Source organism: Seohaeicola sp., assembly GCF_048006315.1.
Classification (GTDB): domain Bacteria; phylum Pseudomonadota; class Alphaproteobacteria; order Rhodobacterales; family Rhodobacteraceae; genus Seohaeicola.
Map to the genome: position 1 here is coordinate 2,948,626 of NZ_CP180350.1, position 23,451 is coordinate 2,972,076.

Consider the following 23,451-nt stretch of genomic DNA (forward strand, 5'->3'; position numbering starts at 1 on the left):
TACTTCCCTGCGAAACGGCGTCAGATATAGGCGATTTTCACGATTTCGTAAGACTTTTCGCCGCCGGGCGTGCGCACTTCCACGGAATCGCCCTCGTCCTTGCCGATCAGCGCGCGCGCGATGGGCGAGCGGATGTTCAGAAGACCCTTTTCGATGCTGGCCTCGTGTTCGCCCACGATCTGCCAGGTCTTTTCCTCGTCCGTATCCTCATCCACCAGCGTGACGGTCGCGCCGAACTTGATCGCGCCGGACAGGCTTTTGGGGTCGATCACCTCGGCCAGGGAAATGATCCCTTCAAGTTCCTTGATGCGGCCTTCGATGAAGGACTGCTTTTCGCGCGCCGAATGGTATTCCGCATTCTCGGACAGGTCGCCATGCTCGCGCGCTTCGGCAATCGCCTTGATGATGGCCGGACGCTCGACGGATTTGAGCTGCTTCAACTCGGCCTCAAGTGCGGCGTGACCTGCGCGGGTCATGGGTATCTTTTCCATCGAACGGGTTCCGTCTAACTGGTCTGCGGGAAAGGGTCGGGTTTGCAATCGGGCATTGGTGCGCTACACCCTGCCCCAGGGCGCGCAGGCATTGCAATAGTCGAAGCCATGCAGCGGCGCAACAGTGCCAATCTGCCCCCCTCTGGCGCTTTTGGCGCTTGTAACGTCGTGTCGCAATTGACGCGCAATGCTGCGGCGCGGTAACCATCGCGGCAATTTTGTTGCGCGAACTGTCGGAAGGGGCCTGCCATGTCGGATATGACACGCGAAACCATGGAATATGATGTCGTCATCGTGGGCGCCGGTCCTGCGGGGCTGTCGGCTGCGATCCGGCTGAAGCAGCTGGATGCCGATCTGAACGTGGTCGTTCTGGAAAAAGGCTCGGAAGTGGGCGCGCATATCCTGTCGGGCGCGGTGCTGGACCCCTGCGGTCTGGATGCGCTGATCCCCGACTGGAAGGAAAAGGGCGCACCGCTGAACGTGCCGGTGACCGAGGACAATTTCTACATGCTGGGCGAGGCGGGCGAGATCCGCATCCCCAATTTTCCGATGCCGCCCTTGATGAACAACCACGGCAATTACATCGTGTCGATGGGCAATGTCTGCCGCTGGATGGCCGAACAGGCCGAGGAACTGGGTGTCGAGATTTTCCCCGGCATGTCCTGTTCCGCGCTGGTTTACGGCGATGCAGGCGAGGTCAAGGGCGTGGTCGCGGGTGAATTCGGCCGCAATCCCGATGGCAGCATCGGCGACGCCTATGAGCCGGGGATGGAACTGCACGGCAAATATGTCTTCCTGTCCGAAGGCGTGCGCGGGTCGCTGGCCAAGGAAGTGATCGCGAAATACGATCTGTCCAAGGGCAAGGAGCCGCAGAAATTCGGCCTTGGCATGAAGGAAATCTGGGAAATCGACCCGGCCAAGCACCGGATCGGCACCGTGACCCATACGATGGGCTGGCCGCTGGGCAGCAATGCGGGCGGCGGGTCGTTCATCTATCACCTCGAGAACAACCAGGTCTACGTGGGTTTCGTGGTGCACCTGAACTACAAGAACCCGCATCTGTTTCCCTACATGGAATTCCAGTGCTTCAAGCATCACCCGATGGTGGCGGAACTCCTGAAAGGCGGCAAGCGGGTGGCTTATGGCGCGCGCGCGATTTCCGAGGGCGGCTATCAGTCGATGCCCAAGATGGTCGCGCCGGGTGTCGCGCTGCTGGGCTGTTCGGTCGGCATGGTCAACGTGCCGCGCATCAAGGGCAACCACAACGCCATGCTGTCGGGCAAGGCCGCGGCGGAAGCCGCGTTCGCGGCGATCACCGCGGGCCGTGCCAGCGACGAGCTGACCGCCTATGAGACCGAAGTGCGGACAGGCGCCATCGGCAAGGACCTCAAGAAGGTGCGCAACGTCAAGCCGCTGTGGTCGAAATATGGCCTGACGGCCAGCCTGACGCTGGGCGGGTTCGACATGTGGACCAACACGCTTGGCTTTTCGCTGTTCGGCACGCTGGGCCATGGCAAGACCGATGCCGCGGCGACCGAAGAGGCCAGCAAGCACAAGCCGATCGACTATCCCAAGCCCGATGGCAAGCTGTCCTTCGACCGTCTGACCAACGTCAGCTTCTCGATGACCAACCACGAGGAAAGCCAGCCCTGCCATCTGCAACTGCGCGATGCCTCGGTCCCGATCGCGGTCAACCTGCCGAAATACGCGGAACCGGCGCAGCGGTATTGCCCGGCCGGCGTCTACGAGGTGGTGGCCGAAGAGGGCAAGGACCCGCGCTTCGTGATCAACTTCCAGAACTGCGTTCACTGCAAGACCTGCGACATCAAGGATCCCAGCCAGAACATCAACTGGGCGACCCCGCAGGGCGGTGACGGACCCAACTATCCCAACATGTAAAATCCGTCCGCAGCGGATGCGATTGCCGCGTTTTGCGGCGGAAACCCGATCAGAGAGGCGGCGAATTGCCGCCTCTCATTGCGTTTGTGCGCAGAACCGTTAGATTCCATTTCAAAGCTGGTGGGCCTGCGTGGAGGCGGGCCCCGTAGCAGGCTGGCATCAACCGGGAGGCAAGGTATTGGCGGGCAGAATTCGGGCGGTACGGTCACTGGCCCTGGCGGCATGCGCCGCATTCCTGGTTGGGGGCGCACCGGCGCAGGCGGAGCCGAATACCGGTGCCTACCTGGCCGCGCGCCAAGCCGTCTTGATGGGGGATTACAGGTCTGCGGCGGAATATTTCACGCTGGCGCTGACGCGCGATCCGTCGAATCCGATGATCCTGGAAAACGCGGCGCTGTCCTATCTGTCTCTCGGGGACCTTGATCGTGCCTTGCCGATTGCCCAGCGGATGGAAGCCGAGGGGCTGAACAGCCAGATCGCCAGCATGATCCTTGGGGCCGCCGAGGCGCGTTCGGGTGATTTCGAAGTGCTGCTGTCGCGCATGGCCGACGGGCGCGGCACCGGCCCCCTTGTCGACGGTCTGACCACCGCATGGGCGCATATGGGCAAGGGCGATGTATCCGCAGCCCTGAAAGCGTTCGACGATCTTGCGAACCAGCCGGGGCTTGGCCCTTTCGCCAGCTATCACAAGGCGCTGGCGCTGGCGATGGTCGGCGATTTCGAAGGGGCCGAGGCGCTGATGGCCTCGGATGCGGCGGGCCCTCTGCTGCTGACCCGCCGGGCCGCCATCGCGCGGGTGCAGATCCTCAGCCAGCTTGACCGCGATGCCGATGCCGTCGCCCTGCTGGACGAGATGTTCGGCACCGATCTGGACCCGGCCCTGGCCGCGATGCATGTGGCGCTGTCGGCCAACGAGGTGTTGCCCTTCACCATGATCGGCAATCCGGTGGACGGTATCGCCGAGGTCTATTTCTCGGTCTCGTCCTTCCTGCGCCGCGAGGCCGGGGATGAATACACGCTGCTCTATGCGCGCGTGGCGACCTATCTGCGGCCAGATCATACCGATGCGCTGCTGATGACGGCCTCGTTGCTGGAATCGATGGAGCGTTTCGCGCTTGCGGTCGAGACCTACAAGAAGGTGCCCGCCAGCGATCCGTCCTTCCACGCGGCCGAGCTGGGCCGCGCCGAGGCACTGCGTCGTCTGGACCGTGTCGATGCTGCCGTCGAAGTGCTGGAGCAACTGGTGCGCAGCCATGGCGATCTGCCCATCGTTCACGTGACGCTGGGCGACCTGATGCGCCAGATGGAAAGGTTCGCCGATGCGGTGACCGCCTATGACAAGGCGCTTGCGCTTTATGCGACGGAAGAGCAGGGGCAATGGTTCATCCATTACGCCCGCGCCATCGCGCATGAACGGCAGGACAACTGGGACAAGGCCGAGGCGGATTTCCGCAAGGCGCTGGCACTGAACCCGGACCAGCCGCAGGTTCTGAACTATCTTGGCTATTCCCTGGTGGAAAAGCAGATGAAGCTGGACGAGGCGCTGGACATGATCGAGCGTGCGGTCGCGGCGCGTCCCGACAGCGGCTATATCGTGGACAGCCTTGGCTGGGTCCTCTACCGGCTGGGCCGCTACGAGGAAGCGATCGTGCACATGGAACGGGCAGCCGAGCTGATGCCGGTCGATCCGATCGTGAACGATCACCTTGGCGATGTGCTGTGGTCCGTGGGCCGCATCCGCGAGGCGCGTTTCCAGTGGACGCGCGCGCTGTCCTTCGACCCCGAGGAGAAGGACGCGACCCGCATCCGCCGCAAGCTTGAGGTCGGCCTGGACGCGGTGCTGGCAGAAGAAGGTGCCGCGCCCCTGAAACAGGTTGCGAATGGCAACTGACGATGGCCAGCCTGCGGGCCGCCATGACGCGTTTGCCCCGGCCAAGATCAACCTGACGCTGCATGTCACAGGTCAGCGCGCCGATGGCTATCACCTGCTGGACAGCCTGGTGGTCTTTGCGGACCTCGGCGATCATCTGAGCCTGGCAGCGGCGGCGTCGCCCGCGCTGCATGTGTCGGGGCCCATGGCGCAGGGCGTGCCCACGGGGCCCGAGAACCTGGTGCTGCGCGCGGCGGCCCGCATGGGCGTTCCGCTTGATATCCGGCTGGACAAGCACCTGCCCGCCGCAGCCGGGATCGGTGGCGGATCATCCGATGCCGCCGCCGTGCTGCGCGGGATCGCCGCCTTGCGGCCTGACATTGGCCTGCCGCCGGATCAGGGCCTTTCGCTGGGGGCGGATGTGCCGGTCTGCCTGAGGGCGCGGGCCGCGCGGATGGAAGGGATCGGCGAGCGGGTAAGCCCGGTCGATGATCTGCCGCCGCTGCATGCCGTTCTGGTCAATCCCGGCATTGCCGTGTCCACCGCCACGATCTTTCGCAGCCTTGCGCGCAAGGACAATCCCCCGATGCCTGCAATCCTGCCGGGCTGGGGCGATGCCGCGGCGCTTGCCGGTTGGCTGGCGGTGCAGCGCAATGACATGCAGGCCGCAGCCATTGCCGCAGAACCCCTGGTGGGGCAGGTGATCGCGGCGATCGCGGCGACGGATGGCTGCCTTCTGGCGCGCATGTCCGGATCGGGTGCGACCTGTTTCGGGCTTTATGCCGATACGCAGGCGGCGGGCCGTGCGGCCGCATCGCTGGCGCGGCCGGGTTGGTGGGTGCGTGCGGCGCGTCTATCCTAGCCCTGCGCGCAGGCTGCGGGGGCGGATGCCTCCGGCGGGGATATTTCAGGCAAGAAGAAGCGCAGCTTCAGCGCAGGCGGGCAACCACGTAATCGGCGAGGTCGACCAGCATCTGGCGCAGCGGATGATCGGGCAGGGTCTGCATCGCATCCTTGGCGCGCGTGGCCCAGTCCAGCGCATCGCGGCGCGTCGCCTCAAGCGTGCCGTGGCGCCGCATCAGGGCGATGGCGTGATCCAGGTCACCCTCGCGCTGATCGCCCTTTTCGATCGTGCGCGCCCAGAAGGCGCGTTCTTCGGCGTCGGCGAGGGCCACGGCCTTGATCACCGGCAGCGTCAGCTTGCGTTCGCGGAAATCGTCACCGACATTCTTGCCGGTGGCGCCGCTGTCACCCTCATAGTCCAGCAGGTCATCGACGATCTGGAAGGCGATGCCCAGCGCATCGCCATAATCGAAGAGCGCCTGAACCTGCGTCGCCGTCGCCCCGGCCAGCACGCCGCCCGATTCGGTGGCTGCGGAAAAAAGTGCGGCCGTCTTGCCGCGCACCACCTTGAGGTAGATGCCTTCATCGGTCTTGAGGTCCTGCGCCGCGCTGAGTTGCAGCACCTCGCCCTCGGCAATCGTCGCGGCGGCGTTGGACAGGATTTCCAGCACCCGCAGATTGCCCGGCTCCACCATCAACTGGAAGGCTCGGGCGAAAAGGTAATCACCCACCAGCACCGATGACTTGTTGTCCCAGAGCAGGTTCGCGGTGGGTCGGCCGCGCCGCTGACTGCTTTCATCGACCACGTCGTCATGCAGCAGCGTGGCGGTGTGGATGAATTCGACGGTCGCCGCCAGGTGCACGTGGAAGGGGCCGTCGTAGCCGCAGAGTTCCGCCGCGGCGAGGGTCAGCATCGGGCGCAGACGCTTGCCGCCGGCCCCCACCAGATGCGCCGTGACCTGCGGAATGCGCGGCGCATGTTCCGACGCCATCCGTTCTCCGATCAGGGCATTGACCGCCTCCATGCCTGCGGCAAGGTGGCTGGCCAGTTGTTCATGCGGTTTGGTGGCGGCGGTTGCCGCGGCGCGGTCGAGGCTCATGTTTTCCCTGCTGCACGGGTCGACAAATCGCACGCCATGCCCTTATCTGCCCTTCATGAAACAGCTGATGCGCACCAACAACCCCGTCTCGATGGCCATCGCGACATCCCTGCTTCAGGGCGAGGGTATAGACTGCTTTGAAATCGACGTAAACATGAGCGTCCTTGAAGGCAGCATCGGTATCCTGCCGCGCCGTCTCATGGTGCGCGAGGAAGACTATGACGCGGCCCTGCGGGTCATCACCGACAATGGCATGGGTCCCGATGGATGACGCCGACCTGAGCCGCGACGCCTTTCTTGGCGGGCGGTTGATGATCTGGCAGCCAAGGCAAGGATACCGGGCTGGGGTTGATCCGGTCCTTCTGGCGGCATCTGTACCCGCGCGGGCGGGCCAATCGGTACTGGAGCTGGGCTGCGGGGTGGGGGTTGCATCGCTTTGCCTTGCGGCGCGGGTGTCCGGGCTGCATCTGGCAGGTGTCGAGATCCAGCCAGGCTATGCCGATCTGGCGCGCCGCAACGCCGCCGAGACGGGGCATCTCCTGCAAGTGGAAACCGGCGACCTGACCCGGATGCCGGATAGCCTGCGCCAGCGGCAGTTCGATCACGTGATCGCCAATCCGCCCTATTTCCAGCGCGACCGGAGCATGCCCGCACAGGATCCGGGACGGGAAACCGCCCTTGGTGAAGGTACCGCCCTTGGCCTTTGGGTCGAGGTGGCGTCGCGCCGGGTCGTCGATGGCGGCCATGTGACTTTCATCCAGCGCACGGAACGCTTGCCGGAACTGATCGGGCTGATGTCGGCGCGGCTGGGATCGGTCGAGGTTCTGCCCTTCGCGCCGCGCCGGGGACGTGCCGCGCAACTGGTGCTGATCCGCGGACGCAAGGGCGGGCGCGCCGCATTCCGGTTGCTGGATCCGATTCTGATGCATGTGGGCGAAACCCATGAAGGGGACCGCGACGACTATACCGCGCTGGTGACCTCGGTGCTCAGGGAAGGTGCGGCTCTGCCCTTTTGAATGGCGCAACCATGCGCTGTATCAAATGCATCGGAAATTCTTTGCCGGATGCTGCGCCCGCAGCGTGACTTGCAGCCGATTCTGTGCTGCACTTGTCATGTAGACGTTACACAAGAGAGGAGACTGCCCATGAGCTTGAGTTCACATGTCGAGGAACTGAAGAAGAAACACCGCACGCTCTCGGATAAGGTGGAAGAGGCGCAGCGCGCCCCCGGCATCAGCACCGCCGAAATCGCCACTCTCAAGAAACAGAAGCTTCGTCTGAAAGAAGAAATCGAGCGTTTGAGCGCCAACGCCTGACCCTCCCCTCCATGACATGAAAAGGCCCTTGCGCTGCAGGGGACAGGCCAGCCTTGACACAGGCTGGCCTTCTTTTTTGCGGCGCGACCGCGTCAGGCGGCCATGAAGTCCGTGACAGCCTGAACCTCGCCCTGGGTGATCTCGTGCCCACCGGCATGCCATTCCAGCGTGACCTCGGCGCCCTGTTGCACCAGGTAATCCGCAAGGGCCTGGGTCAAGGGCGCGGGACAGATCGGATCGCGCTGGCCCGCGGTAATCAGGATGCGCCGCCCGGCAAGGCCCTGTTGCGGTGCGGGGGTCCAGGGGATCAGCGGGTGCATCAGGGCCATCCTGTCCACCAGGTCGGGGTGTTCAAGGGCCACGGCCATCAGGATATTGGCCCCGTTGGAATAGCCAAGTCCCGCCACATGCGCCGCCCCTGTGCGCGCCTTCTGATCCTGAATGAACCGCGCCATCCGGTCTTGGCGCAGGGCAAGATCCTTCATGTCGTAGACACCTTCCCCGGTGCGCCGGAAATAGCGGTTCATCCCGCCTTCCAGCACATCGCCGCGTGGCGAGACCACATGCGCGCCGGGGATCAGCCGTTCGGCAAAGCCGTGAAACTGGTGTTCATTGCCGCCCGTGCCGTGAAAGGTCATCAGCAGGGGCGCACCCGCGCGCCCCCGTGTCGTGGCATGGATATAGGTGCTGTCAGTCACGGATCGGCTCCAGGTAGCGGCTTTCCAGCGTCTGGCGCAGATGCTCGTGCTGGTGCGGCAGTTTCAGCGCCTGCCCCAGGTGGGCGCTGTCCTCGTCCCGGTCGAAGCCCGGTTCGTTGGTCGCCACTTCGAACAGAACGCCGCCGGGCGTGCGGAAATAGATCGCCCAGAAGTAGTCACGGTCGATCACGGGCGTCACCTGCCAGCCGGTATCCAGCAGCGCCTTGCGCACCTCAAGCTGGGCGGCGCGATCGGTGACCGAAAAGGCCAGGTGATGCACGGAACCCGCCCCTTGCTGGGCCGGGGCGGCACCCGGCAGGGTTTCGATATCCACGACATCGGCACCGTTGCCTTGCGGCACACGAAAGCGGGTGATGTCGCCCTCGGTCTCGATCTGCTCATAGCCCATGAAGCGCAGCAATTCGGCGCTGGCGCCCGCATCGCGCAGGCGCATGTCGGCGGAATGAAAACCGCGGATCGCGTGATCGGCGCTGACGCCCTGGCCTTCCCAGGGGCTGCGCGCATCATCGACCTCGACCAGGGCGAAACCGTCGCCGTCAGGCCCGTCGAAGCGCAGGCGGTTTTCGCCAAAGCGGGTTTCGGCCTTGATGTTCTTGACATCGAAGGTGGCCAGGCGGTCCGCCCAGAAGCGCAGCGATCCCTTGGGCACCGCGAAAGTCGTGATGCTGACTTCGCCCGCGCCGGGGCGGCCGCGGCGCGCGCCGGGGAAGGGGAAGTAGGTCATCACCGATCCGGGCGTGCCCATCTCGTCGCCATAGTAAAGGTGATAGACCTCTGGCGCGTCGAAGTTCACGGTTTTCTTGACGCGGCGCAGGCCGAGGGCCTTGGTGAAGAAATCATTGTTCGATTGTGCCCCGCTCGCCAGCGAGGTCACATGGTGCAGTCCGTTGATCTGGGTCAGCATGTCGGTTCTCCTTTGCGAAAGGATATGCGCTGCAAGGCTGCGCAGAAAATACGCATCCCGGCGCGTATTCTGTGCAGGATCGCACATGTCCGCTGATCAACAGGCATGAAAAAGCCCCCTGCCTTGCGACAGGGGGCCTTGATGGTCCGGCGCGGGATCAGACGAAGAACTGCGCGCCGTTGGCGGAAATGGTCGAGCCGTTGATGAAGCCCGCATCGTCGGAGGCCAGGAAAACGACGCAGCGCGCGATTTCCTCGGGTTCGCCCAGACGCCCTGCGGGGATCTGTGCGATGATGCTTTCGCGCACCTTTTCCGGGACGGCCATCACCATGTCGGTGGCGATGTAGCCGGGGCAGATCGCATTCGCGGTGATGCCGAAGCGCGCGCCTTCCTGGGCCAGCGACTTGACGATGCCAAGGTCGCCCGCCTTGGACGCGGCATAGTTCACCTGTGCGAACTGGCCTTTCTGGCCATTGATCGACGAGATGATGATCACGCGGCCGAACTTGCGTTCGCGCATTCCGGGCCAGAGCGGGTGGGTCATGTTGAACACGCCCGTCAGGTTGGTGTCGATCACCTCATGCCACTGCTGCGGTGTCATCTTGTGGAACGGCGCGTCGCGGGTGATTCCCGCGTTGTTCACCAGCACGTCGATCGGGCCGATGTCGGCCTCGACGCCCGCGATACCAGCGGCGCATTCTTCGTAATTGCCGACGTTCCACTTGTAGGTCTTGATGCCGGTTTCCTTGGTGAATGCCGCGGCGGCCTCGTCATTGCCGGCATAGGTGGCCGCGACGGTGTAGCCTGCATCGCGCAATGCGATGGAAATGGCTGCGCCGATCCCGCGTGATCCGCCCGTGACGAGTGCTGTTCTTGCCATGATATCCTCCAGTCTGGCTTGAGCTTTGGTAACTTGGTTACTTTGAATGGCATTTGTGCGCAAGATTATTGCGCACTGATTTTTGTCTAAACCGATGTATTCTTACGCACGACAAACAAGAAGGGGCGCCACATGGGCGCCCCTGTTGATATTCGTCCGACCAAGACGGATCAGACCCGTTCAAGGCACATGGCGACGCCCATACCGCCACCGATGCACAGGGTGGCCAGGCCTTTCTTGGCGTCGCGGCGCTGCATTTCGAACAGCAGCGTGTTCAGGATGCGGCAACCCGAGGCACCGATCGGGTGGCCGATGGCGATGGCGCCCCCGTTCACGTTCACGATCGACGGATCCCAGCCCATGTCCTTGTTCACGGCGCAGGCCTGTGCGGCAAAAGCCTCGTTCGCTTCGACCAGGTCCAGATCGTCGACCGACCAGCCTGCCTTGGCCAGGGCCTTGCGGCTGGCATGGATCGGACCCACGCCCATGATCGACGGATCAAGACCTGCCGTGGCATAGGATGCGATGCGCGCCAGCGGGGTGATCCCGCGCTTTTCCGCCTCATCCGCGGTCATCAGCAGCACGGCGGCGGCGCCGTCGTTCAGGCCGGATGCGTTGGCTGCGGTCACCGATCCGTCGCGGGTGAAGGCGGGGCGCAGTTTCTGCAGCGCGTCCAAGGTCGCGCCGTGGCGGATGTATTCATCCTTGTTGATGATGATCTCGCCCTTGCGCGACTTCACGATGAAATCGATCACCTCGTCGTCGAAGCGGCCAGCCTTTTGCGCGGCTTCGGCCTTGTTCTGGCTGGCCAGCGCGAATTCGTCCTGCGCGTCGCGGCTGATCTGCCATTTTTCGGCAACGTTTTCAGCGGTCTGGCCCATGTGGTAGCCGTTGAAGGCATCCCAAAGACCGTCGCGGATCATCGAATCGATGTACGAGACGTCGCCCATCTTCACGCCGGCGCGCAGATGCGCCACATGGGGGCTGAGGGTCATGTTTTCCTGGCCGCCGGCAGCGACGATCGACGCATCGCCCAACTGGATGTGCTGGGCTGCCAGCGCCACGGCGCGCAGGCCCGAGCCGCAGACCTGGTTGATCGACCAGGCCGAGGATTCGATCGGCAGGCCGGCATTGACATGCGCCTGGCGCGCGGGGTTCTGGCCCTGGCCCGCGGTCAGCACCTGGCCCAGGATGGTTTCGGAGACTTCCGACTTGTCGATGCCCGCGCGGGCGACAACGGCTTCGAGCACGGCGGCCCCAAGGTCATGTGCGGGCGTGTTTGCGAATGCGCCCCCGAAAGAACCGACAGCGGTGCGCGCCGCCGAGGCGATTACGACATTGGTCATGTTTATCCTCCACCAATTTGAAGATCGAGGAACATCCGGCACGCGAATGTGCGGGTACCGGACTCCCCGCCTTGGCGAAGGTGATAATGGAAGGCGGGTGCTGCGGCAACTGCACTTCTGTTCTATCCCGTTCGATAGAGGGGCGCGCGCAGCGGGGTGGTCGTGTCCCAGGGGGCGTTCACGGTCGGCGCGCCAAAGAAATATCCTTGCTGACAGTCGATGCCGATGCTGGACAGCCAGCGCGAGTCGGCAAGGCTTTCCACGGATTCCGCCACGGTGAACATGTCGAACTGCCGTGCGATATCCACCATGGCGCGGGTCAGGACCTGGTTGTCCGCGTTCGCGTGGACGCCGCGCACGAATTCGCCGTCGATCTTGACCAGGTCGAAATGGAAGTCGCGCAGGTAGCGCAGCGAGGTGTAGCCCGATCCGAAATCGTCCAGCGCAAAGGCGATCCCGCGCTTTTGCAGGTCGGACATGAAGCGCGCCGCCAGTTCGGGCACGGTCATCGCGCTGCGTTCGGTGATTTCAAGGATCAGCCTTTCCCCGATCGTCGGATCGCCCATCAACCCCTGTTTGAGGCTGCGTATCCATCGCGGAAATCCGATGGAGCGGGCCGACATGTTGATGGCAAGCCGGATCTGCGGTGTCTTTTGCAGAACCCGCAGGCCGGTTTCCAGCGCGACGCAATCCAGGATGCGCCCGGTTTCGGTGGCTTCCACGGCATCGATGAAATCGCGCGCGGGAATGACCCGCCCGGTATCATCCAGAACGCGGATCAAACCTTCGTAGAATGCGACGCGATCGGTGCGATGCGATTGCACGACCGGTTGAAAGGCCAGCATCGTGTCGCGGTGGCGCAGGGCATTTGCCACCATCGCCATCGTGCCGCGGTCACGCGTGATCACCGCGTAATCCAGCGGCGATGTGTCGCCGGGTTCCAAATCCGCGAATCTTCCCTTGCCTTTCCGCATGTTTCGCCCTCTGCGCTGATCCCGACCGGAGATTGGCGCGAAACACGTTATCAAAGAGATAATATTCCCTTTTTGTTCTAATTTTCCTAAAGTCGCCGGAAAGGCCGGGGAGGGCAGGCGGATGGATGGCAGATGCGGATGGGCGGGGCCCGATCAGATCTATCTGGATTACCACGATTCCGAATGGGGCGTGCCCCAGCGCGACAGCTGCGCATTGTGGGAACTGCTCTGCCTCGAGGGGTTCCAGGCCGGGCTGAGCTGGATCACGATCCTCAAGCGGCGTGAGGGATTTCGCGCGGCATTTCATGGGTTTGACCCTGATGTGATTGCAGGGTGGGGGGATGTGGAGGTTGCCCGGCTGATGGGTGATCCGCGCATCATCCGCCATCGCGGCAAGGTCGAGGCGATGATCGGGAATGCGCAGGCCTTTCAGCGGATCGAGGCATCCGGCGGCTTTGCCGCGTGGGTCTGGGATCACGTGGATGGCAAGCCGGTGCAGAACCGTTTTGCCAGCATGGCGCAGGTTCCGGCGCAGACGGAAATTTCCGTGCAATTGTCCAAGAACCTCAAGCGGGCCGGTTTCAAGTTCTGCGGCCCCACCATCGCCTATGCCTTCATGCAGGCGGCGGGGCTGGTCAACGATCATCTGACCGGCTGCCCCCGCCATGCCGAAGTGGCGCGGATGGTCTGATCACATGCCCGACACGAGCGCGGCGACAATCGCCTTGGCGCTGTCCGATGACCAGTCGGCGTCGCCGCGCATCCGGGCGATTTCCTGGCCTTCGGGGTTCAGGATCAGGGTGATCGGCAAACCCATGATCGCCATCTCGCGGGCCAGTTGCTGCTTGGGGTCCATGTGCAGGGGCAGGTTGTCGACACCGATCTCTTCGAAGAAACGCTGCATCGCCTGCGGCGGATTGCGCCCGGTCGCGATGGTCACGACCTCGAAGGCCTCGCCGCCCAAGTCGGCCTGAAGCTGCGAAAGCTGCGGCATCTCCTTGCGGCAGGGCGCGCACCATGTGGCCCAGAAGTTCAGCACGACGTATTTGCCCGCGTAATCCGACAGCCGGCCTTCGCCGCCTTCCCATGTCGCGAAGGGCTGCGCGGATACGGGCTGCGGTGCGGAATGGAAATTCAGCTTCTTCATGTCGCCGTCACGCAGCGCCTCGAGCGCCGCCACATCAGCAAGGGCGGTGTTTGCACCAAGGGCAAGAGCCGTATAAAGGACGATCTGACGAAGAAGACGCATATTCCCTCCAAGGTGCAGCATATGACCGACAAGACCTCGAACCAGATGTGGGGCGGCCGTTTCGCCGCTGGCCCGGACGCGATCATGGAGGCGATCAATGCCTCGATCGGGTTCGATCAGCGGATGGCGGCGCAGGATATTGCCGGTTCGCGGGCCCATGCCGAAATGCTGGCGGCAACAGGTATCCTGAGTGATAGCGACGCTGCCGCCATTCGGGAAGGCCTGCTCACGGTCTTGTCAGAGATCGAGACGGGACGTTTCAGTTTCTCCACCGCGCTGGAAGACATCCACATGAACGTCGAGGCGCGGCTGAAAGAGATCATCGGCGAACCGGCGGGCCGTCTGCACACCGCGCGGTCGCGCAATGATCAGGTGGCCACCGATTTCCGCCTGTGGGTGCGCGACCAGATGGATGCGGCCATGTCCGGGATCGAGGCGTTGCAGCGCGGGTTTCTGGCGCAGGCCGAGGCGGGGGCCGATTGGGTCATGCCCGGTTTCACCCATCTGCAGACGGCGCAACCGGTCACATGGGGCCATCACATGATGGCCTATGTCGAGATGCTGGGCCGCGATCACGGCCGCTTTGCCGATGCACGCCGCCGGATGAACGAGTCGCCGCTGGGGTCCGCCGCGCTGGCCGGTACGGGCTTTCCCATCGACCGCGAGATGACGGCGCACAGCCTTGGTTTCGACCGGCCCACCGCCAATTCGCTGGATGCGGTCAGTGATCGGGATTTCGCGCTGGAATACCTGTCCTGCGCCTCGATCTGCGCGATGCACCTGTCGCGCTTTGCCGAAGAGCTGGTGATCTGGTCATCGGCGCAGTTCCGCTTCGTGAAGATGTCGGACAAGTGGTCGACCGGATCGTCGATCATGCCGCAAAAGCGTAACCCCGACGCGGCGGAACTGATCCGCGCCAAGATCGGGCGCATCTTCGGGGCGAATGTGGCCTTGATGATGGTGATGAAGGGCCTGCCCTTGGCCTATTCCAAGGACATGCAGGAAGACAAGGAACAGGTGTTTGACGCCGCCGACAACCTGATGCTGGCGCTGGCCGCGATGACGGGGATGGTGGGCGACATGACGGCGAACCGCGCGGCGATGCAGGCGGCGGCGGGGGCCGGTTTCTCGACCGCGACCGATCTGGCCGACTGGCTGGTGCGGGCGCTGGGCCTGCCCTTCCGCGAGGCGCATCACGTCACCGGCACGCTTGTGGGCATGGCCGAGGCGCGGGGCTGCGACCTGCCCGACCTGGCGCTGGAGGACATGCAATCGGTTCACGCGGGCATCACCGCCGATGTCTTCGGCGTGCTGGGTGTTGAAAATTCCGTCGCCTCGCGCATGTCCTATGGCGGGACCGCGCCCGCGCAGGTGCGCGCGCAGGTGGCCCGCTGGAAGGAACGGCTGGGATGACACGCGGCATCGGGATGGCCATGGTCGGGACAGCGCTGCTGGCGCTGGCCGCCTGTGCCGTGCCGACAGGCGGGACGGATTTGGACCGGGGCGGCCAGGCCGCACCGTCGCAGACCGGGGTGACCCTGTCGGGGTCGGCGCGGATCGGCGTGACCCGGACGATCAATTGAGGGGACGGATGACATGAAGGCTTTGATATTCGGTGGTCTGTGTCTGGCCGCGCTGGCCGCCTGCGGGGTCGAGGGCGCGCCGGTGCGCCCCTCGCTGGATGCAGGGGTCTCGGTCACGCCGGGGGGCATCTTCCCTTCGGTGGGTGTGGGCGTCAGCAAGGGGCCGGTCAGCCTGCGGGTGGGTCTGTGATGTCGATATCGCCCCTGCGCATGATCTACCTGGCGCTGGCGATCTGGGGCGCCATCCATCCGATGTACTGGTTCGTGACCTATATGGTCGAAACCGGCACCGGCCTGTCCGGGCTGATCGACGCCTGGTATGTGAACGCCTCGACCACGGGGCTGACATGGGACCTGACCATCGCGGCGATCACCCTGACGGTCTGGATCATCGCCGAGGTGGCGGTGCGGCGCAACTGGCTGGGGCTGATCGCGATCCCGGCGACCTTCTGCATCGGGGTCAGCTGCGGCCTGCCGCTTTACCTGTTCCTGCGCACGCGCCCGGTCTGACCGGGGTATCCGTATATTTAAGGCAAGGTGAAGCAAGGGACAGCGCGCCATTGATCGGCGCGCGCGACCTGTTAAGAGGCTGTGACGCAGCAGGGGATTTTCGGCATGGATCATTTTCTTTATCGGGGCGGCGCGCTTCACGCCGAGGATGTCCCCCTGTCCGAGATCGCGGCCAGCGTCGGCACGCCCTTCTATTGCTATTCCACCGCCACGCTGGAGCGGCATTTCCGCCTGTTCGACGAGGCGCTGGAGGGCATGGACCATCTGGTCTGCTACGCGATGAAGGCCGCGTCGAATGTCGCGATCCTCAAGACGCTGGCGGCGCTGGGGGCGGGCATGGATGTGGTGTCGGGCGGCGAATATCTGCGCGCCAGGGCGGCCGGTGTGCCGGGCGAGCGGATCGTCTTTTCCGGCGTCGGCAAGACCGAGGCCGAGATGCGCCTGGCACTGGAAGGCGGCGTGCGCCAGTTCAACGTGGAAAGCGAACCCGAGATGGAGGCGCTGAACCGCGTGGCGCTGGATCTGGGCAAGGTCGCGCCCATCACCATGCGCGTGAACCCGGACGTGGATGCGAAAACCCATGCCAAGATCGCGACCGGCAAGAGCGAGAACAAGTTCGGCATCCCGATTTCGCGCGCGCGCGAGGTCTATGCCCATGCCGCGCGCCTGCCGGGTTTGCGGGTGGTCGGCATCGACGTGCATATCGGCAGCCAGCTGACCGATCTTGAGCCGTTCCGCCTGGCCTATCGCAAGGTTGCCGAACTGGCCGAGGTGCTGCGCGCCGATGGTCACAGGATCGAACGGCTGGACCTGGGCGGCGGCCTTGGCATTCCCTACGAGCGCAACAATGCAGCCCCGCCGCTGCCCATCGACTATGGCGGGATGATTCGCGAGGAACTGGGCCATCTTGGCTGCGAGATCGAGATCGAGCCGGGCCGTCTGATCGTGGGCAATGCCGGCATCATGGTGTCGGAAGTGATCTATGTGAAGGAAGGCGAGGGGCGCGATTTCCTGATCCTTGACGGGGCGATGAACGACCTGATCCGCCCGGCCATGTATGACGCGCATCATGACATCGTGCCGGTCGTGGAACCCGCGCCCGGCACGGAAAACCGCGCCTATGACGTGGTGGGGCCGGTCTGCGAGACGGGGGACACCTTTGCCCGGCAGCGCCCCCTGCCGGCGCTGAAGGCGGGTGATCTGGTGGCCTTCCGTTCCGCCGGTGCCTATGGCGCGGTCATGGCCAGCGAATACAACACCCGGCCCCTGATCCCGGAAGTTCTGGTGAAGGGCGATCAATTCGCGGTTATCCGCCGACGCCCGACCTTTGACGAAATGATAAATCGAGATACCATTCCCGAATGGCTCTGACGCGATCCCCGCGCAGGACCGCGGGATCATCGCATGGCAGACACCGGACAGACCCCTGAAAGCCTTCTGAAGCGGTTGCGGTGGCCGTTGTTCCTGACACGGGCCGGTCTTCTGGCCGAACGGGTCTGGCAGGCGTTCTGGCCCTTGTGGTCCGTTGTGATTCTCGTGCTGGCGGCCCTGATGCTGGGTCTGCAGGACACGCTTCCGGTCGAACTGGTCTGGGGTGGCGTCATGGCCGCGGGGCTGGGGGCTCTCTGGGCTGCGGTGCGCGGTATCCGGCGGTTCCGCTGGCCCCTGCATGCCGAGGCGCTGGCGCGGCTGGATGCCAGCCTGCCCGGGCGGCCCATCTCGGCGGTGCTGGACCGGCAGGCGATCGGCAGTGGCGATGCGGCGTCGGTAGCGGTGTGGCAGGCGCATCAGGCGCGCATGGCGGCGCGCGCCGCACTGGCGCAGCCGGTGGCCCCCGATCTGGACATGGCGCCCCGCGACCCCTTTGCCACCCGCTACGTGGCGCTTCTGGCGCTGGCGGTGGCCCTTTTGTTCGGGTCGATCCTGCGCGTGGGCTCGGTGGCCGAAATGACACCGGGCGGCACGCAGGCGCTGGCCGGTGGTCCCACTTGGGAAGGCTGGATCGAACCGCCCGCCTATACCGGGCAGCCCACGCTTTACCTTGCGGACCAGACGGGCGAGGTGATCGAGGCGCCGCAAGGCAGCCGCATCACCCTGCGCCTTTACGGTGAGCTTGGCGCCTTGAGCGTGACCCATGATCTGGCCGAGGCGCTTGGCGCCGATCAGGCCGATCCCGCTGCACCGGCGCAGGAATTCACGCTCAACCGGTCGGGACGCCTGACCATCGAAGGGCCGGGCGGCCGCGGCTGGGACCTGGTGATGCGCATGGATGCGCCGCCCACCGTGGCGTTCGGGGATACGGCGCAAGAAACACCCGACCAGATGCAGGCGCTGGCGCAGGCGCGGGCCGAGGGGCAGATGACGCTGCCCTTTTCGGCGTCGGATGATTACGCCGTGCTGGGCGGGCAGGCGCGGATCATGCTGGATCTTGCCGTGATCCAGCGACGTCACGGTCTGACCGTCGCGCCGGAACCGCGCGAGGCGATCGTTCTGGACCTGCCGATGCCGATCACCGGCGATCGGGCTGCCTTTACCGAAACGCTGGTTGAAAACCTGTCAGAGCACCCTTGGGCCAATCTGCCGGTGACGGTGGAGCTTTCGGTCAACGATGCCGCCGGTCTGCAAGGGTCCAGCGGGGCCGAACAGATGATCCTGCCCGCGCGGCGGTTTTTCGACCCGTTGGCAAATGCCGTGATCGAACAACGGCGCGACCTGCTGTGGAGCCGCGACAATGCCACGCGGGTGGCGCAGGTGATGCGGACCCTGTCGCACCGCCCCGAAGAGGGGTTGTTTCGTTCGGAAACCGCCTATCTGCGGTTTCGCGTGATCCTGCGCCGGCTTGAGGCGATGACCGACTACGGGCTGACCTCTGACCAGCGCGACGAGATCGCGCAGGCCCTGTGGGATCTGGCCCTGTTGTTGGAGGATGGCGATCTGGGCGACGCGCTGGAGCGGCTGCAACGCGCGCAGGAGCGTCTGTCGGAGGCGATGAAAAACGGTGCCTCGAACGAGGAAATCGCCGAGCTGATGCAGGAATTGCGGGATGCCACGCAGAATTACATGAACCAGCTGGCCCAGCAGGCCATGCGCGACGGCACCTTCCAGGACAATCAGCAGATGGCCGAAGGCGGCATGCAGATGGGGCAGGACGATCTGCAGGCGATGATGGACCGCATCCAGGAGCTGATGGAGCAGGGCCGCATGGCCGAGGCACAGCAGGCGCTGGAGGAATTGCAGCGGCTGATGGAAAACATGCAGGTCACGCAAGGCCAGGGCGGGCAGGGTCAGCAATCACCTGGCCAGCAGGCCATGGAAGGCTTGGCCGAAACGTTGCGCGACCAGCAAGGCCTGTCCGATCAGGCGTTCCGCGACCTGCAGGAGCAGTTCAACCCCGGTGGCCAACAAGGCCAGCAGCAGGGCCAACAGGGCCAGCAGCAGGGTCAGGGGCAGCAACAGGGCCAAGGCCAGCAGCAGGGGCAGGGTCAGGGGCAGGAGCGCGCGGATCAGCAGGGTGACGGGCAGGGCGATGCGCAGGGCTCTCTTGCCGATCGCCAGCGGGCGCTGCGCAATGAGCTGAACCGCCAGCGTGGCAATCTTCCCGGTGTTGGCGGCGAAGCCGGCGAGGCGGCGCGCGAGGCGCTGGATCGCGCCGGGCGTGCCATGGATGGGGCCGAACAGGCCCTGCGCGGCAATGACCTGCCCGAGGCGATCGACCGTCAGGCCGAGGCAATGGATGCGCTGCGCGAAGGCATGCGCAACATGGGCGAGGCCCTGGCGCAGGCCGAGCGCGAGCAGCGCGGCGGCGAAGGGCAGGAAATGGGCAACGCGGGTGGCGAACGCCGTGACCCCCTGGGCCGCAACAGCGGCACCAGCGGGCAGACCGGCACCGACGAGAACCTGCTTCAGGGCGAGGATGTGTATCGCCGCGCCCGCGATCTGCTGGACGAGATCCGGCGCCGGTCCGGCGAGGGGGTTCGCCCGGAAGAAGAGCTGGATTACCTCAAGCGGCTGCTGGAACGGTTCTGACCGCATTGCGCGGCAGGGGGCGGGCGCATGCGCGCACAGGCGGTGCCATGCGTCCCGCGCGCGTGATCAGCCCGTCAGGCCTGCGATCTGCGCCAGCCAGACCGACAGCTTCTGGAACTGTGCATCCAGCATGACGCGCAGGCCGTTGACCGCCTCGACATAGCTTTCCAGGGCGGGCGCGGCCGCCGGAAAAGCCTCGGCCAGGGCCGGCGCGAAGATGTAAAGCGCGAAAAGCAGGGCCGCCAGAAGCAGGACAAGCGAAAACCCACGGGCAAAGCCACGCGGCTTTTCGGGGGCTGCATTTGCATTGCGCGGATCGGCTGACTTGCCGGGTTTCTCGTGATCGTCCGCCCGCGCCGGACGCCGGTCCGAGGTCGAGCTGAGGCTTGAATTGATTTCCTCGATATCCGGCAGAAGGGCGCGGCGCGAATCGGCCACGGCGGCGGCGGCTGCCGCGGCAATCCGGTCATCGTCCTGCTCGATCCGGCTGATCTTGGGTGGCGGCGGCGGTGCGACACGCGGTTCGGCCGGGGGCGCGACCGGCGGCTCTTCTCCGCGCAGGCGGGCCATGCGTTCGCGCGATTCCGCCGCGCGGCGTTCCGCATCGCTTTCACGCAGGGGCGTCATTCCGGCATCAAGGCCAAGTTCGGGCTGGCTTTCAAGGCCGGGATCGCGTTCCGCCGCGCGGGCGCGGGCCTCCCGCTCGGCTTCCTCGCGCAGCAGGTCCGCCACGGATGTATCCAGGGTACGCCGCGGGCTGGGCAGGTCGCGGGCCGGGTCTTCCTCGTAATCGTCCTCGTCCACGATGGGGAATTGCGGCAACGGATCCTCGGGGTCAGGCACAAGCCGCGTGTCCGCGGTCGGTGCGTCATCCATGCCGGGATCGGTCGGGAAGCCCTGCCATTCGTCCTCGGCGGTCTCGTCCTCGGTGGTTTCCGGCACCGCTTCGGTGCTGGCGACATCCTGATCCCGGTGCGGTTCATCGTCCTCGGTCAGGTCCGCGTCATCGTCATCCGCGAAATCGTATTGATCATCCGCCTCGTCCGCATGGCGGTCCTCGGTCTCGTGGTCTTCCCACATGTCGTCATCGGCGCTGTCAGCCGAGGGGACATTGTCCTGCAGCGGGTGTTTCTGGAACCAGGTATGCCCACAACTGGAGCATTGAACGTCGCGCCCGGTGTCGGGAATGACGCTCTGCGGTACTTCGTATTGTGCCCCGCAATTCGGGCAAATCAGTCGCATCTGTCTACCTGCCTGCTGTGGTGCATGGCCTGCTGTCAGGGCCTGTCCAGTGTTTTGTCTACCATATGGTGTAAAACATTGGTGGAAAAGTGCAAAGGATGCAGTACCACCCCATGCCGACCGGATTGCAACACTGCCCGCATTGAGGCAAGAGGGAAGCTGGCAGAAAAGGGATCGCGGCGTGATCGAACTGGAACAAGTCGCCATGAGTTACGGCGGGGGAGAGTTGTTTGGCGACATTTCCCTGACCCTGTCGCCCGGGTCCTTCCATTTCCTGACCGGACCATCCGGCGCGGGAAAGACGACCTTTCTGAAACTCTGCTACGGGGCCTTGCTGCCGACGGCCGGGCATATCCGCCTGTTCGGTGCGGATCTGCGCACGATGTCGCGCGATGACGTGGCCCTGGCGCGGCGACGCATCGGCGTTGTCCACCAGGATGTGCAATTCCTGGAACATCTGCCTGTTGCCGACAATGTGGCCCTGCCCCTGATCGTGTCGGGTCACGACCGCAACAGCGAGGCTGAAAACCTGCGCGAACTTCTGAAATGGGTGGGCCTGAGCCATCGCGCCGATGCCCTTCCGGCCGAGCTTTCGGGCGGTGAGCGGCAGCGCGCCGCGCTGGCCCGCGCCGTCATCATGTCGCCCGAGGTGATCCTGGCCGATGAACCCACCGGCAACATCGATTGGGAAATGTCGCAACGCCTGCTGCAGTTGCTGGTCGAACTGAACCGGATGGGCAAGACCATCATGATCGCCACCCATGACATGAACCTGATCCGTGCGGCCAAAAGCCAGGTGCAGGCGCGTGTGCTGCGGATCTCGCAGCGCAGGCTTCAAACGGCGGGGGCGGACCTGTGAAGCCCGACCTGACCGCCATGACCGCCTTTCTGGCCGGTGACGCGCAGGCCGACCGGCTGGTGCCGCCGACGGGGTTTACCGCGCGGCTGACGATCTTTGCCGCTGCCGCAATGGCCTTCCTGACCGTTTTCGCGATGGCCTTGTCGCTGGCGACGGGGCGATTGGCGGATCGCTGGGGCGACGAGCTGGCGCGCGCCTCGACCTTGCGGATCTCTGCGCCGATGGATCAGCGCGCCGCCCAGACCGCAGCGGCCCTGCGGGTGCTGGAAACCACGCCCGGTGTCGCCACGGCCCGCGCCCTGTCCGAAGAGGAACAGCGCGCCCTGCTGGAGCCGTGGTTCGGCCCTGACCTGCCGGTGGCAAGCCTGCCCATCCCCCAGCTGATCGAGGTGATCGAGGATGACGCGGGCTATGACGCGGCCGGGCTGCGCTTGCGTCTGGCCGCCGAAGTGCCGGGCGCCGTGCTGGATGATCATACCCGCTGGCGGCGTCCGCTGGTCACGGCGGCGGACCGTTTGCGGCTGCTGGGCTGGCTGTCCATCGGCCTGATCGGCGCGGCCACGGCCGCGATGATCACCATGGCCGCACAGGCCGCATTGGCCGCGAACGCGCAGGTCATCGCCGTGCTGCGCCTGGTCGGTGCGCGCGACGCTTATATCGCGGGGGCCTTCGTGCGCCGGTTCACCTTGCGGGCGCTGTCCGGTGCCGCGCTGGGCACGGTTCTGGGGATGCTGGCGGTATTGCTGCTGCCATCGGCGCAGGCCGAGGCGGGTTTCCTGACCGGGCTCGGCTTTCAGGGCTGGCACTGGGTCTGGCCGCTGATCATCCCCATCCTTGGCGCTGCGGTGGCCTATGCGGCCACATGGCAGGCCGCCCATCGTACCTTGAAGGAGTTGTCCTGATGGCTCATGCCTGGCGCTGGCTGCGATCGCTTGTGTTCGTGGGCCAGATGTATGCGATGATGCTGGTGATCGGCCTGCTGTACCTGCCGGGCGCGATCCTGTCACCCGAAGGGGCAAGGCGCGGCTGCAAGGCCTATTGCCGCTGGGTGTTCTGGACCGCGCGCTGGATGGTGGGGTTGCGCTGCGAGGTGCGTGGCACGCCCCCTACCGAGGGCGCGCTGGTGGCGGCCAAGCACCAGTCATTCCTGGATATCCTGATCATCTTCAATGCGCTGCCCTCTGCCATCTTCATCATGAAGCGCGAGATCCTCTGGACACCGATCATCGGGCTTTATGCCTATCGTTTGGGCTGCGTCCCGGTGAACCGGGGCAAGCGCGGCATCGCGATCAAGAAGATGCTCAACGATGTGGCGACAGGGCACGCGCCTGCGGGGCAGCTGATCATCTATTCGCAGGGCACCCGCGTGGCCCCCGGCGTGAAGGCCCCCTACAAGGTCGGGACCGGTGCGCTTTACGTGCAGATGGAACAGCCCTGCGCGCCCGTGGCAACCAATGTGGGCGTGTTCTGGCCCCGCACCGGCATTTACCGCAAGCCGGGCCTGGCCGTGGCGGAGTTTCTGCCGATCATCCCGCCGGGGCTGGAGCGGGACACTTTCATGCAGCGGCTGGAGACCGAGGTCGAGGCTGCATCCGACAGCCTGATCGCCGAGGCACGTGCAAGTCTGGGAGAGGCCTGAG

25 protein-coding genes are annotated in these 23,451 nt (G+C 64.9%); 16 read left to right on the forward strand and 9 right to left on the reverse strand.

What is annotated here, in order from left to right:
- Positions 1-20 precede the first annotated feature (20 nt).
- Positions 21-491 carry a transcription elongation factor GreA gene (gene greA, locus ACMUJL_RS14770; RefSeq protein ID WP_068286145.1) on the reverse strand — a complete coding sequence of 157 codons (471 nt, stop codon included), beginning with the start codon at positions 489-491 and terminating at the stop codon, positions 21-23.
- Between the two features lie 249 nt (positions 492-740).
- Between greA and ACMUJL_RS14775 the strand changes: the two genes are divergently transcribed.
- From ACMUJL_RS14775 to ACMUJL_RS14785, 3 genes are all read left to right on the forward strand, one after another.
- The gene (locus ACMUJL_RS14775; RefSeq protein ID WP_375573181.1) at positions 741-2,390 is read left to right on the forward strand and encodes an electron transfer flavoprotein-ubiquinone oxidoreductase; all 1,650 of its coding nucleotides are present in this window, start codon (positions 741-743) and stop codon (positions 2,388-2,390) included.
- A 178-nt stretch (positions 2,391-2,568) separates the two neighbouring features.
- Positions 2,569-4,281, forward strand: a complete 1,713-nt coding sequence (locus ACMUJL_RS14780) for a tetratricopeptide repeat protein (protein WP_375573179.1) — start codon at positions 2,569-2,571, stop codon at positions 4,279-4,281.
- Complete coding sequence (locus ACMUJL_RS14785; RefSeq protein ID WP_375573177.1) at positions 4,271-5,122, forward strand: 4-(cytidine 5'-diphospho)-2-C-methyl-D-erythritol kinase; 852 nt, start codon at positions 4,271-4,273, stop codon at positions 5,120-5,122. Before ACMUJL_RS14780 ends, ACMUJL_RS14785 begins: the two co-directional genes overlap by 11 nt.
- Positions 5,123-5,189: 67 nt before the next feature.
- On the opposite strand, the gene ACMUJL_RS14790 is transcribed toward ACMUJL_RS14785, so the two are convergent.
- Positions 5,190-6,203, reverse strand: coding sequence for a polyprenyl synthetase family protein (locus ACMUJL_RS14790; RefSeq protein WP_375573175.1), 1,014 nt, complete (start codon positions 6,201-6,203; stop codon positions 5,190-5,192).
- A 55-nt stretch (positions 6,204-6,258) separates the two neighbouring features.
- Here ACMUJL_RS14790 and ACMUJL_RS14795 point away from each other — a divergent pair, with 55 nt between their 5' ends.
- The 3 genes from ACMUJL_RS14795 to ACMUJL_RS14805 all read left to right on the forward strand — a co-directional run bounded on the left by ACMUJL_RS14795 (position 6,259) and on the right by ACMUJL_RS14805 (position 7,519).
- A complete protein-coding gene (locus tag ACMUJL_RS14795) occupies positions 6,259-6,474 on the forward strand; it encodes a DUF2007 domain-containing protein (protein WP_068286352.1) in 216 nt (71 codons plus the stop codon).
- Positions 6,467-7,219: a tRNA1(Val) (adenine(37)-N6)-methyltransferase gene (locus ACMUJL_RS14800; protein WP_416914326.1), complete on the forward strand. Its 753-nt coding sequence runs from the start codon at positions 6,467-6,469 to the stop codon at positions 7,217-7,219. Before ACMUJL_RS14795 ends, ACMUJL_RS14800 begins: the two co-directional genes overlap by 8 nt.
- Positions 7,220-7,348: 129 nt before the next feature.
- The gene (locus tag ACMUJL_RS14805) at positions 7,349-7,519 is read left to right on the forward strand and encodes a YdcH family protein (protein ID WP_375573170.1); all 171 of its coding nucleotides are present in this window, start codon (positions 7,349-7,351) and stop codon (positions 7,517-7,519) included.
- A gap of 92 nt (positions 7,520-7,611) precedes the next feature.
- On the opposite strand, the gene ACMUJL_RS14810 is transcribed toward ACMUJL_RS14805, so the two are convergent.
- From ACMUJL_RS14810 to ACMUJL_RS14830, 5 genes are all read right to left on the reverse strand, one after another.
- Entirely contained in the window at positions 7,612-8,217 is a 606-nt protein-coding gene (locus ACMUJL_RS14810) for an alpha/beta hydrolase (RefSeq protein WP_068286122.1), read from the reverse strand.
- Positions 8,210-9,142, reverse strand: coding sequence for a VOC family protein (locus ACMUJL_RS14815; RefSeq protein WP_375573167.1), 933 nt, complete (start codon positions 9,140-9,142; stop codon positions 8,210-8,212). The genes ACMUJL_RS14810 and ACMUJL_RS14815 overlap by 8 nt, the downstream gene beginning before the upstream one ends.
- 157 nt (positions 9,143-9,299) lie before the next feature.
- Positions 9,300-10,022, reverse strand: coding sequence for an acetoacetyl-CoA reductase (gene phbB, locus ACMUJL_RS14820; protein WP_375573165.1), 723 nt, complete (start codon positions 10,020-10,022; stop codon positions 9,300-9,302).
- Positions 10,023-10,192: 170 nt separating this feature from the next.
- On the reverse strand, positions 10,193-11,368 hold the full coding sequence (locus ACMUJL_RS14825) for an acetyl-CoA C-acetyltransferase (RefSeq protein ID WP_068286114.1): 1,176 nt from the start codon (positions 11,366-11,368) through the stop codon (positions 10,193-10,195).
- 122 nt (positions 11,369-11,490) lie between these two features.
- Positions 11,491-12,342 (reverse strand): EAL domain-containing protein, encoded by an 852-nt coding sequence (locus tag ACMUJL_RS14830; RefSeq protein WP_068286113.1) that lies wholly within the window; start codon positions 12,340-12,342, stop codon positions 11,491-11,493.
- A 121-nt stretch (positions 12,343-12,463) separates the two neighbouring features.
- On the opposite strand from ACMUJL_RS14830, the gene ACMUJL_RS14835 reads away from it, so the two are divergent.
- On the forward strand, positions 12,464-13,033 hold the full coding sequence (locus ACMUJL_RS14835) for a DNA-3-methyladenine glycosylase I (RefSeq protein WP_375573162.1): 570 nt from the start codon (positions 12,464-12,466) through the stop codon (positions 13,031-13,033).
- Here ACMUJL_RS14835 and ACMUJL_RS14840 read toward each other — a convergent pair whose 3' ends face one another.
- Positions 13,034-13,591, reverse strand: a complete 558-nt coding sequence (locus tag ACMUJL_RS14840; RefSeq protein ID WP_375573160.1) for a TlpA family protein disulfide reductase — start codon at positions 13,589-13,591, stop codon at positions 13,034-13,036.
- Between the two features lie 21 nt (positions 13,592-13,612).
- Between ACMUJL_RS14840 and argH the strand changes: the two genes are divergently transcribed.
- From argH to ACMUJL_RS14870, 6 genes are all read left to right on the forward strand, one after another.
- The gene (gene argH, locus ACMUJL_RS14845; protein ID WP_068286105.1) at positions 13,613-15,004 is read left to right on the forward strand and encodes an argininosuccinate lyase; all 1,392 of its coding nucleotides are present in this window, start codon (positions 13,613-13,615) and stop codon (positions 15,002-15,004) included.
- Positions 15,001-15,174 (forward strand): hypothetical protein, encoded by a 174-nt coding sequence (locus ACMUJL_RS14850; RefSeq protein WP_375573157.1) that lies wholly within the window; start codon positions 15,001-15,003, stop codon positions 15,172-15,174. Before argH ends, ACMUJL_RS14850 begins: the two co-directional genes overlap by 4 nt.
- A 13-nt stretch (positions 15,175-15,187) precedes the next feature.
- Positions 15,188-15,364: a hypothetical protein gene (locus ACMUJL_RS14855; protein ID WP_162841183.1), complete on the forward strand. Its 177-nt coding sequence runs from the start codon at positions 15,188-15,190 to the stop codon at positions 15,362-15,364.
- 5 nt (positions 15,365-15,369) lie between these two features.
- Complete coding sequence (locus tag ACMUJL_RS14860; RefSeq protein WP_068286349.1) at positions 15,370-15,684, forward strand: DUF2834 domain-containing protein; 315 nt, start codon at positions 15,370-15,372, stop codon at positions 15,682-15,684.
- A gap of 105 nt (positions 15,685-15,789) precedes the next feature.
- Positions 15,790-17,055, forward strand: coding sequence for a diaminopimelate decarboxylase (lysA, locus tag ACMUJL_RS14865; protein WP_375573155.1), 1,266 nt, complete (start codon positions 15,790-15,792; stop codon positions 17,053-17,055).
- 33 nt (positions 17,056-17,088) lie between these two features.
- Positions 17,089-19,710, forward strand: coding sequence for a TIGR02302 family protein (locus tag ACMUJL_RS14870; RefSeq protein WP_375573153.1), 2,622 nt, complete (start codon positions 17,089-17,091; stop codon positions 19,708-19,710).
- A gap of 66 nt (positions 19,711-19,776) precedes the next feature.
- On the opposite strand, the gene ACMUJL_RS14875 is transcribed toward ACMUJL_RS14870, so the two are convergent.
- The gene (locus tag ACMUJL_RS14875; RefSeq protein ID WP_375573151.1) at positions 19,777-20,952 is read right to left on the reverse strand and encodes a zinc-ribbon domain-containing protein; all 1,176 of its coding nucleotides are present in this window, start codon (positions 20,950-20,952) and stop codon (positions 19,777-19,779) included.
- 181 nt (positions 20,953-21,133) lie between these two features.
- Between ACMUJL_RS14875 and ACMUJL_RS14880 the strand changes: the two genes are divergently transcribed.
- Genes ACMUJL_RS14880 through ACMUJL_RS14890 form a run of 3 tightly spaced genes read left to right on the forward strand, consistent with a single transcriptional unit; the run spans position 21,134 to position 23,450 of the window.
- Complete coding sequence (locus ACMUJL_RS14880; RefSeq protein WP_068286097.1) at positions 21,134-21,811, forward strand: cell division ATP-binding protein FtsE; 678 nt, start codon at positions 21,134-21,136, stop codon at positions 21,809-21,811.
- A gap of 17 nt (positions 21,812-21,828) precedes the next feature.
- Entirely contained in the window at positions 21,829-22,713 is an 885-nt protein-coding gene (locus ACMUJL_RS14885) for a cell division protein FtsX (protein ID WP_375573148.1), read from the forward strand.
- Positions 22,713-23,450, forward strand: a complete 738-nt coding sequence (locus tag ACMUJL_RS14890) for a lysophospholipid acyltransferase family protein (protein ID WP_375573146.1) — start codon at positions 22,713-22,715, stop codon at positions 23,448-23,450. The genes ACMUJL_RS14885 and ACMUJL_RS14890 overlap by 1 nt, the downstream gene beginning before the upstream one ends.
- The last annotated feature ends 1 nt before the right edge of the window (position 23,451 follow it).